This window comes from Aliivibrio sp. S3MY1 (assembly GCF_028765575.1).
Taxonomy (GTDB): Bacteria; Pseudomonadota; Gammaproteobacteria; order Enterobacterales; family Vibrionaceae; genus Aliivibrio.
In genome coordinates, this window is sequence record NZ_JARACO010000033.1 from 23701 (window position 1) to 32151 (window position 8451).

Genomic DNA, 8451 nt, shown 5'->3' on the forward strand with positions numbered 1-8451 from the left:
TAGTGTAATGAGGAATTTATGTCAGGATCAGCAAAATATTCAGATTGGTCACAAGTGATGGCATTAATAGCGAATGCCGCAGAGCAAGATAAGCATCAATCTTTATTAACCATGTTGATGACGCCTGATGAGCGTGAAGCATTAATTGCGCGAGTTAATATTTGTCATGAATTATTGCAAGGGGATTTAAGTCAAAGACAGATTAGCCAATTATTAGGGGTGGGTATTGCAACCATCACTCGAGGTTCAAATGAATTAAAAAGCCATACTCAGGATGAAAAGGAATGGCTTATGGAGTTACTTCAAAAGAGTGCTAAAAGCGTTCAGGATGAAGAAAAGGAATAAGAGCAAGAATTAACGCTTGTTGATAAACAGAGCTTCTAGTTAATAGGTTATTGGTTAATAAGCCAATAGCCCCACCTTTTTGTTTAATATTATTGGTATTAAATTGTTCATCCATCACATCCCCAAGTTCTTTTCCTTGGTTAACTGCAGTAATTACTGCCGGAGGAAGAGGTAAACTTGATGATCGTGATTCTCCCACTTTTTCGCAATTATCAATAATCATCCAAGCAAAAGTTGAATTTTTTTCGATCCCTGCTTCTAATCCAACATAGAAACTGGCACCTGGAGATAGTGCTTTGGCGTTATTTACTCTGTTGATCGCACCTTGTTTTGTTTCAATACAGCTCATAGGTTGATCTGGCACGCCACTGTCAACAGATACGCCAGTAAAGCTAAATACTGCATTTGGAAACGCTTGATTAAATGCAGTTTTCACCGCGTTAATTTTTGCAGGATTTAATGAAGCAATAATGACATTCATGCAATGGCCTATTATTGAGTTAAAGGTATCGTTGTTGGTGTTACATTTTCAATAGGGTAACAACCAAGAACCTTAAGATATTGAGTGATAGAGGTTAGCTCTTCAATTGCGGCACTCATCGCTTCTGATTTTAAATGTGCTTGCAAATCAATATAGAACATCTCTTCCCAAGGATTTCCCATAATAGGGCGAGATTCTAATTTCGTCATATTAATACCGTATTTACGTAAGACTAATAGCGATTCTACTAGTGAACCTGCATCTTGAGAGGTTGATACTATTAGAGTGGTTTTTGCTGGTATTTGTTCTGACACATCAACAGGCTTTCTTGCTACAACAATAAAGCGAGTTTGATTCTCTGTTTGGTTCGAGATATTGGTAATTAAGGATTGAAGGCCATACAGTTTACCACTATCAGAATTTCCAATTGCTGCTACTTCTGGTGAGTTTAGTTCTTTTACCGTAATCATGGCATCAGCTGTGCTTGCGCAAGAGATAAGTTCTACATTATCTAAACGATTCAAAAACTCGCTGCATTGTTCATGTGGCTGCGGATGAGAATATAAGGTTTTAATTGATTCAAGAGACGTTTCTGTGGTGGTTAGTAAGCAGTGTTCAATCTGCTGAGTTAGCTCTCCCACAATGTATAAGCTTGTGTGCTGTAGTAAATCGTAAACTTGGTTGATAGAGCCTGAACTTGTATTTTCAATCGGTAATACACCATAATCAGCATGACCAGATTCAACTGTTTTAATAACTTCTCTAAAATTTTCACACCCTAGCTCTGCCAACTCAATATTTTTCTTACTGAAATAACGACGAGTTGCTAAGTTTGAGTAAGAGCCTTTTGAGCCAAGATAGGCCACTCTTGCGATGGGTTTGCGACTTAATTCAGGGTTAGCTAGGTTTTGAAAGTATTCTTGCTGTAATAAAACAGAATCTTCAATAATGGTGTGAAACAACTGAGTAATGTAATAAGCATCTAGGTCGAATGCTTTGCCATTTTCAATTAATTTTACCAGTAATTGTTGTTCGCGTTTTGGATCTCGAACTGGTTTCGCGGTTTGGACTTTGCTTTTAGCAACTTCAAGACTGAGTTTACGACGTTCAGAAAAAAGCGTTAATAGTTCATTATCAAGTTCATTAAGGCGTAAACGGATCTCATCCAGAGAATAGCGGGTATCAGTCATGAATATGCAAACCTAGTAAATTAAGAGTTAATTCACAATAAGGAATCGATAAGTTTGCGTCAAGAAAAAACAGCGCTCAAATGAGCGCTGTTTCAGAAAACGTTTGAGTTGACGATTCAATTACTGTTCGTATTCCTCTTCTAGGTCAACTTCTGGCTCTTCGACTACAGGAGCTTGAGCGTGTGTTGCTCGACGAGCTTCGCCTTTATGTTGTAGCTTATCTAGTTGGCGTTCTAGTTTTTGGTACATCTCTCTAATTGCACCAAATAGGTCTTCTTGCTCTGCTGATGCTGCAACTTTACCACCAGCGATAGTCGCCTGTGCTTCTACCTTATGCTTACCATTTGCGCGTTTCGTAACGCTAGCGTGACGGCCAATAATGTCTAGATTTCTTTTTTCTTCTAGTTTTTTAAATTTCCCTTCAATACGTTCACGGATGCCTGGAGTGATGTCGATGTTGTTACCAGTGATTTCTACTTTCATATGATTTTCCTCTCTCTTGCCCCGTTTGGCATGTATTCAGATTACGGATCCAGCAGTAAAATAAAGTGATCTAAGTCACCATTTTAAATAGTCTTCGTAATTAGATATCTTGATGTGATCTCAAACAAACCCTGAGAATTTTTTTTGAAAAAAAACTTGATGAATTGCCTAAAATAGGTAGATTGGAAAGGTTGATTACTGAAAACATTCGTTTTTAGGGACTAAGTTCAACTTACTGTTTTTAATGGTTATTTTTTAATCTTCCATATTTTGTGAGTTTGAACATCCTTTATATAAATATCAGATATAAAAAAGCCGTGCCTTAATGATAAGACACGGCTTTTATTATTTTGACTGAAAATTTATTCTGGATTCAATGCAATAAGTTCTTCTGTTCGAGCGATAGCATCTTCTAATTTCAATTCTTTATATGCAGCTAACATAATCGATAGTGATTTTCTTGCGGCTTCAGTATCTGGATACGTTCGTTGTAATTCTTGGCTACGATTGATCGCTGAAATCCACGCTTCACGGCGAAGATAAAAATCAGCCGTTGCTAATTCATAATCAGCTAAGCGATTCTTTAAGGCAAACATACGAGTTTGAGCATCTTCGGCATATAAACTATCTGGGTAACGGTCTAGTAAGCGTTTAAAGTCTTTAAATGCTGAACGTGCAGGTTCAGGATCTCGATCTGAGCGATCGACTCTAAAAAGGTCGTGCATAAAACTACGGTCTTGAGCCATATGTGTTAGGCCGCGCATATATAAAACCCAATCTGCTTTTGGGTGTGTTGGATTTAAGCGATTAAAACGTTCAATGGTCGCTAAGCCCAATGCAAGATCATCATTTTTGTAATATACGTAAATTAGATCAAGTTGAACCTGCTCTGAGTAAGCACCAAAAGGGTAACGAGAATCGAGTGCTTCAAGGCGCTCAATTGCACTTGTCCAATTACCAGCCTTTAAAGATACTTGAGCCTGAGAATATAATTCTGATGGTGGGATATCAGGGATAACATCATCACTGCTTGAGCAACCAACCAGCAAAGATACGGCTAATAATGAAGAAAGGGTTAAGCGTTTCATGCTTGAAAATGATCCTTGACTAAAAAAACTGAAGTTATCCATTACGAAATGCGTCGTTAACAGATACAATGGTCGATAGTTTATTTCACTTACAGTGTTGATGATACCAAATATGATGTATTTGTTTGGTATTAGTACCACTAATTTAAAAAAAGTTCGATATGGCACAACAAATAGAGTTAACAAGTACAGTAAAAGAAAGTCAACTAGGTCAGCGTTTAGATCAAGCTGCAGCCGAGTTGTTTTCAGACTTCTCTCGTTCACGCATCAAAGAGTGGGTGTTAGCGGGGCAGATTTCTGTCAATGGTGAAGTTATTACTAAAGCACGTCTGAAAATGATGGGTGGTGAAGTAATTTCAGTTAAAGCTGAATTGGAAGATGAGCAGCGTTGGTTAGCTCAAGATATTCCTCTTGATATTGTTTATGAAGATGACGATTTATTAGTTATTAATAAACCTCGTGACTTCGTAGTACATCCAGGTGCTGGTACACCGGATAAAACGGTACTAAATGCATTATTATTCCATTACCCAAATATTGCTGAGGTGCCTCGTGCAGGTATCGTGCACCGTCTAGATAAAGACACAACGGGTTTAATGGTAGTAGCGAAAACCGTACCAGCTCAAACACGTTTAGTTCGTGCGCTTCAAAAGCGTAAGATCACTCGTGAATATGAAGCGGTAGTATTAGGTCGTATGACGGCTGGCGGCATGATTGAAAAACCAATTGGACGTCACCCTCAAAAACGTACACTAATGGCAGTACATGAATTGGGTAAAGATGCGGTAACACATTATCGTGTTGCTGAGCATTTCCGTATTCATACGCGCCTACGTTTACGTCTTGAAACGGGTCGTACTCACCAAATTCGTGTTCATATGTCATTCCTTCAACATCCATTAGTCGGTGATACTGCTTACGGTGGTCGTGCTCGTATCCCTAAAGGAGCGTCACAAGAATTGATTGATATGATCCGTGGGTTTGATCGTCAAGCTCTTCATGCCGCGATGTTACGTTTTGACCATCCAATTACAGGCGAAGTCATGGAATTCCATGCACCAATCCCTGACGACATGGTTGCTCTATCTCAAGCTTTACGTGACGATGAACGTCTATTGCATGAGGACGAGTATTAAAAATGTCACTATTGTTACCAAAATGGTCTGCTCCTAAAAATATTAACGTAGTTAGTACAACTCGGTTAGGTGGTGTTTCTAAAGCCCCATTTTCGAGTTTAAATTTGGGTGACCACGTTGGCGACAATAACAATGATGTTGTGCTCAATCGTGAAAAACTGATTACGTTGGCGCAGTTACCTACTGCACCAACGTGGTTAAATCAAATACATTCAACCATAGTTCTTACTCTTCCTTATACTTATTCAGAAAGTATTCCGTCTGCCGATGCCGCTTATACAAATCAAGCGAATCAAGTCTGTTGTGTTATGACTGCTGATTGTTTACCTGTTGTGATTTGTAGTAAAGAAGGAACTGAAGTCGCAGCTGCTCATGCTGGTTGGCGTGGTCTTCTTGATGGTGTGCTCGAAAATACGATTCAACATTTTACTTCAAATGAGCTTATTGCATGGTGTGGTCCAGCTATTGGCCCTGAAGCGTTCGAAGTTGGAGAGGAAGTAAAAGCTTTATTTTGTGAAAAAGATCCTGAAGCATCAAAGGCATTTAAACCGAGTCAAAATTCAAGGAAATGGCTAGCGAACTTAGCATTACTAGCTACGCAGCGTTTATACAATGCTGGGGTTAAAGAGGTTCATTACTCGGACCTTTGCACTTACTCAAATACAGAACAATTTTTTTCTTATCGAAAAGAGGGAGATACAGGGCGTCAAGCTACCCTTATTTGGTTTGAATAATCCGCTTTAATTCAATTCACCTCAGTTGATTTCTAAAACAATAAACCCCATCTAAGAGGTAATAATTAGTTACTTTTCTTCTGTAGGAGAGGGTTATGCGTTTAGATCGATTTACCAGCAAATTTCAAATCGCTATTTCAGATGCTCAATCATTAGCATTAGGTCAAGATCATCAATATATCGAGCCAACTCATCTTATGGTTGCTCTGTTAAATCAAGATGGCAGCACAATTAGGCCATTATTAACACTTCTTAATATTGACGTAGCCCAACTTCGTTCAAAGCTTTCTGAAATTTTAGATAAAGCACCAAAAGTCACCGGTATTGGTGGCGATGTTCAACTCTCATCAAACATGGGCGTTATTTTTAATCTGTGTGACAAAATTGCACAAAAACGAAAAGATGCTTATATCTCTTCTGAAATATTTCTTCTTGCTGCTATCGAAGATAAAGGCCCATTAGGCCACTTATTGAGAGAGTTAGGCTTAACGGAACAAAAAATCGCAAAATCTATCGATGAGATCCGTGGTGGCGAAAAAGTTAATGATCAAAATGCAGAAGAAAAACGCCAAGCACTCGAAAAATTTACGGTAGATCTTACTGAGAAAGCTGAACAGGGGAAATTAGATCCTGTGATTGGTCGCGATGATGAGATTCGCCGTACCATTCAAGTACTTCAAAGACGAACTAAAAATAACCCTGTAATTATTGGCCAACCGGGTGTGGGTAAAACGGCAATAGTTGAAGGTTTAGCCCAGCGTATAATTAATGGGGAAGTGCCTGAAGGCTTGAAAAATAAGCGCGTATTGTCTCTCGATATTGGTGCGTTAGTTGCTGGCGCTAAATTTCGAGGTGAGTTTGAAGAGCGATTAAAAGCGGTCTTGAATGAGCTATCTAAAGAAGAAGGCAGCGTTATCCTTTTCATTGATGAAGTTCATACCATGGTCGGTGCCGGTAAAGGTGAAGGCTCGATGGATGCCGGTAATATGCTTAAGCCTGCGCTTGCTCGTGGCGAATTGCACTGTGTCGGTGCGACAACTCTTGATGAATATCGAAAATATATAGAGAAAGATCCCGCGTTAGAGAGACGATTCCAAAAAGTATTGGTTGATGAACCAACCGTAGAAGATACGATTGCTATTTTACGTGGCTTGAAAGAGCGTTATGAGATCCATCATCATGTTGAAATAACCGATCCAGCGATTGTGGCTGCAGCGACACTCTCTCATCGTTATATTTCCGATAGACAGTTACCTGATAAAGCCATTGATTTAATTGATGAAGCAGCATCAAGTATCAGAATGGAAATCGACTCAAAGCCAGAATCACTGGATAAATTGGACCGTAAAATTATCCAATTAAAAATAGAACAGCAAGCATTAGTTAAAGAAAGCGATGATGCAAGCTTAAAACGCTTAGACTCTTTAAATCTTGAATTAAGAGAAAAAGAGCGTGATTACGCTGAACTAGAAGAAGTCTGGAAAGCCGAAAAAGCGGCATTGTCAGGGACACAGCATATAAAAACAGAGTTAGAAACGGCCCGAAGTAATATGGATATTGCGCGACGTGCTGGTGATTTAAATCGTATGTCAGAACTGCAATATGGCCGAATTCCAGAATTAGAAAAACAATTAGATCTTGCTGCACAAGCTGAAATGCAAGAAATGAGTTTATTAAAGAATAAAGTTACCGACAGTGAAATTGCTGAAGTTCTTTCTCGTCAAACAGGCATTCCTGTGAATAAAATGCTTGAGGGAGAAAGAGATAAACTGTTAAAGATGGAAAGTGAATTACATAAAAGAGTGATAGGACAAGCAGAAGCGGTTGAAGCAGTATCGAATGCCATTCGACGCAGTAGAGCTGGGTTATCTGATCCTAATCGTCCAATTGGTTCGTTTTTATTCTTGGGACCAACAGGTGTTGGTAAAACGGAATTATGTAAATCTTTAGCAAACTTTATGTTTGACAGTGAAGATGCGATGGTTCGAATTGATATGTCTGAGTTTATGGAGAAACATTCCGTCGCTAGGTTAGTCGGTGCCCCTCCTGGTTACGTTGGATACGAAGAGGGCGGTTACTTAACTGAAGCCGTTAGACGTAAGCCTTATTCTGTTTTATTGCTTGATGAAGTCGAAAAAGCACATCCAGATGTATTTAATATTCTTCTTCAGGTATTAGATGATGGCAGGCTTACCGATGGTCAGGGAAGAACGGTAGATTTTAAAAATACCGTTATCATTATGACGTCGAATTTAGGCTCAGAAAAAATTCAACAACATTTTGGTGAATTAGATTACAACGGCATAAAAGATCTAGTGATGGAAGTGGTGGGTCAGCACTTTAGACCAGAGTTTTTAAACCGAGTCGATGAAACCGTTGTTTTCCACCCGTTAGGCCAAGAGCATATTAAGAACATTGCTTCTATTCAGCTGCAACGTTTGGAAAAGCGATTAAATGAAAAAGACTATCAATTAGAGATATCAACTGAAGCTCTAGATTTAATCGCAGAAGCAGGGTTTGATCCTGTTTATGGTGCAAGACCACTAAAACGAGCGATTCAGACTTATATAGAGAATCCTTTAGCCCAAGACATTTTAAGTGGCAAATTAAGAACAGGTGAAGTGATTAAGCTAAAGGTAAAAGATAATCAGCTTATTACCACTCAAAACGATGACTTTTGATGGCTAAATAAGCGGGTTGAGTTAATTTTAATCACTTAAACTGTTTTTTGGTTATTTTACTAAAAAATAGTTGCATGAAATTAAAGACTCTCTATAATGCCGCCTCACTGACGGGGAACGGATGAGTTAAATCGAAGTTTAATGTTTAGTGAGGTTGTTTTAATTATTTATTAAGTTAAGTGCTTGACACTTAATGTTAAGTGAGTATTATGACCGTCCGCTTCAAGAGAAAGCCGAAAGGCTTCGAAACTTGAAGTTTGCTCTTTAAAAATTTGAAACCTATTAATCTGTGTGGGCACTTGTGAGTTGATAA

Annotated in this window: 8 protein-coding genes; 4 read left to right on the top strand and 4 right to left on the bottom strand. The window is 38.7% G+C overall.

Features of this window, described 5'->3' with window-relative positions; all coding sequences use genetic code 11:
- The first annotated feature begins 18 nt into the window (after positions 1 to 18).
- On the top strand, positions 19 to 345 hold the full coding sequence (trpR, locus tag PVK62_RS15680) for a trp operon repressor (RefSeq protein WP_274445239.1): 327 nt from the start codon (positions 19 to 21) through the stop codon (positions 343 to 345).
- Here trpR and yjjX read toward each other — a convergent pair.
- From yjjX to bamD, 4 genes are all read right to left on the bottom strand, one after another.
- The gene (yjjX, locus tag PVK62_RS15685; RefSeq protein ID WP_274445237.1) at positions 314 to 826 is read right to left on the bottom strand and encodes an inosine/xanthosine triphosphatase; all 513 of its coding nucleotides are present in this window, start codon (positions 824 to 826) and stop codon (positions 314 to 316) included. The genes trpR and yjjX overlap by 32 nt on opposite strands.
- An 11-nt stretch (positions 827 to 837) precedes the next feature.
- Complete coding sequence (pheA, locus tag PVK62_RS15690) at positions 838 to 2016, bottom strand: prephenate dehydratase (protein ID WP_274445236.1); 1179 nt, start codon at positions 2014 to 2016, stop codon at positions 838 to 840.
- 120 nt (positions 2017 to 2136) lie between these two features.
- On the bottom strand, positions 2137 to 2499 hold the full coding sequence (hpf, locus tag PVK62_RS15695) for a ribosome hibernation-promoting factor, HPF/YfiA family (RefSeq protein ID WP_122036742.1): 363 nt from the start codon (positions 2497 to 2499) through the stop codon (positions 2137 to 2139).
- Between the two features lie 362 nt (positions 2500 to 2861).
- Positions 2862 to 3587, bottom strand: coding sequence for an outer membrane protein assembly factor BamD (gene bamD / locus PVK62_RS15700; protein ID WP_274445235.1), 726 nt, complete (start codon positions 3585 to 3587; stop codon positions 2862 to 2864).
- Between the two features lie 161 nt (positions 3588 to 3748).
- On the opposite strand from bamD, the gene rluD reads away from it, so the two are divergent.
- From rluD to clpB, 3 genes are all read left to right on the top strand, one after another.
- A complete protein-coding gene (gene rluD / locus PVK62_RS15705) occupies positions 3749 to 4723 on the top strand; it encodes a 23S rRNA pseudouridine(1911/1915/1917) synthase RluD (RefSeq protein ID WP_274445234.1) in 975 nt (324 codons plus the stop codon).
- A gap of 2 nt (positions 4724 to 4725) precedes the next feature.
- The gene (gene pgeF / locus PVK62_RS15710) at positions 4726 to 5457 is read left to right on the top strand and encodes a peptidoglycan editing factor PgeF (protein WP_274445233.1); all 732 of its coding nucleotides are present in this window, start codon (positions 4726 to 4728) and stop codon (positions 5455 to 5457) included.
- Between the two features lie 95 nt (positions 5458 to 5552).
- A complete protein-coding gene (gene clpB / locus PVK62_RS15715) occupies positions 5553 to 8138 on the top strand; it encodes an ATP-dependent chaperone ClpB (protein WP_274445232.1) in 2586 nt (861 codons plus the stop codon).
- Positions 8139 to 8451: the final 313 nt, after the last annotated feature.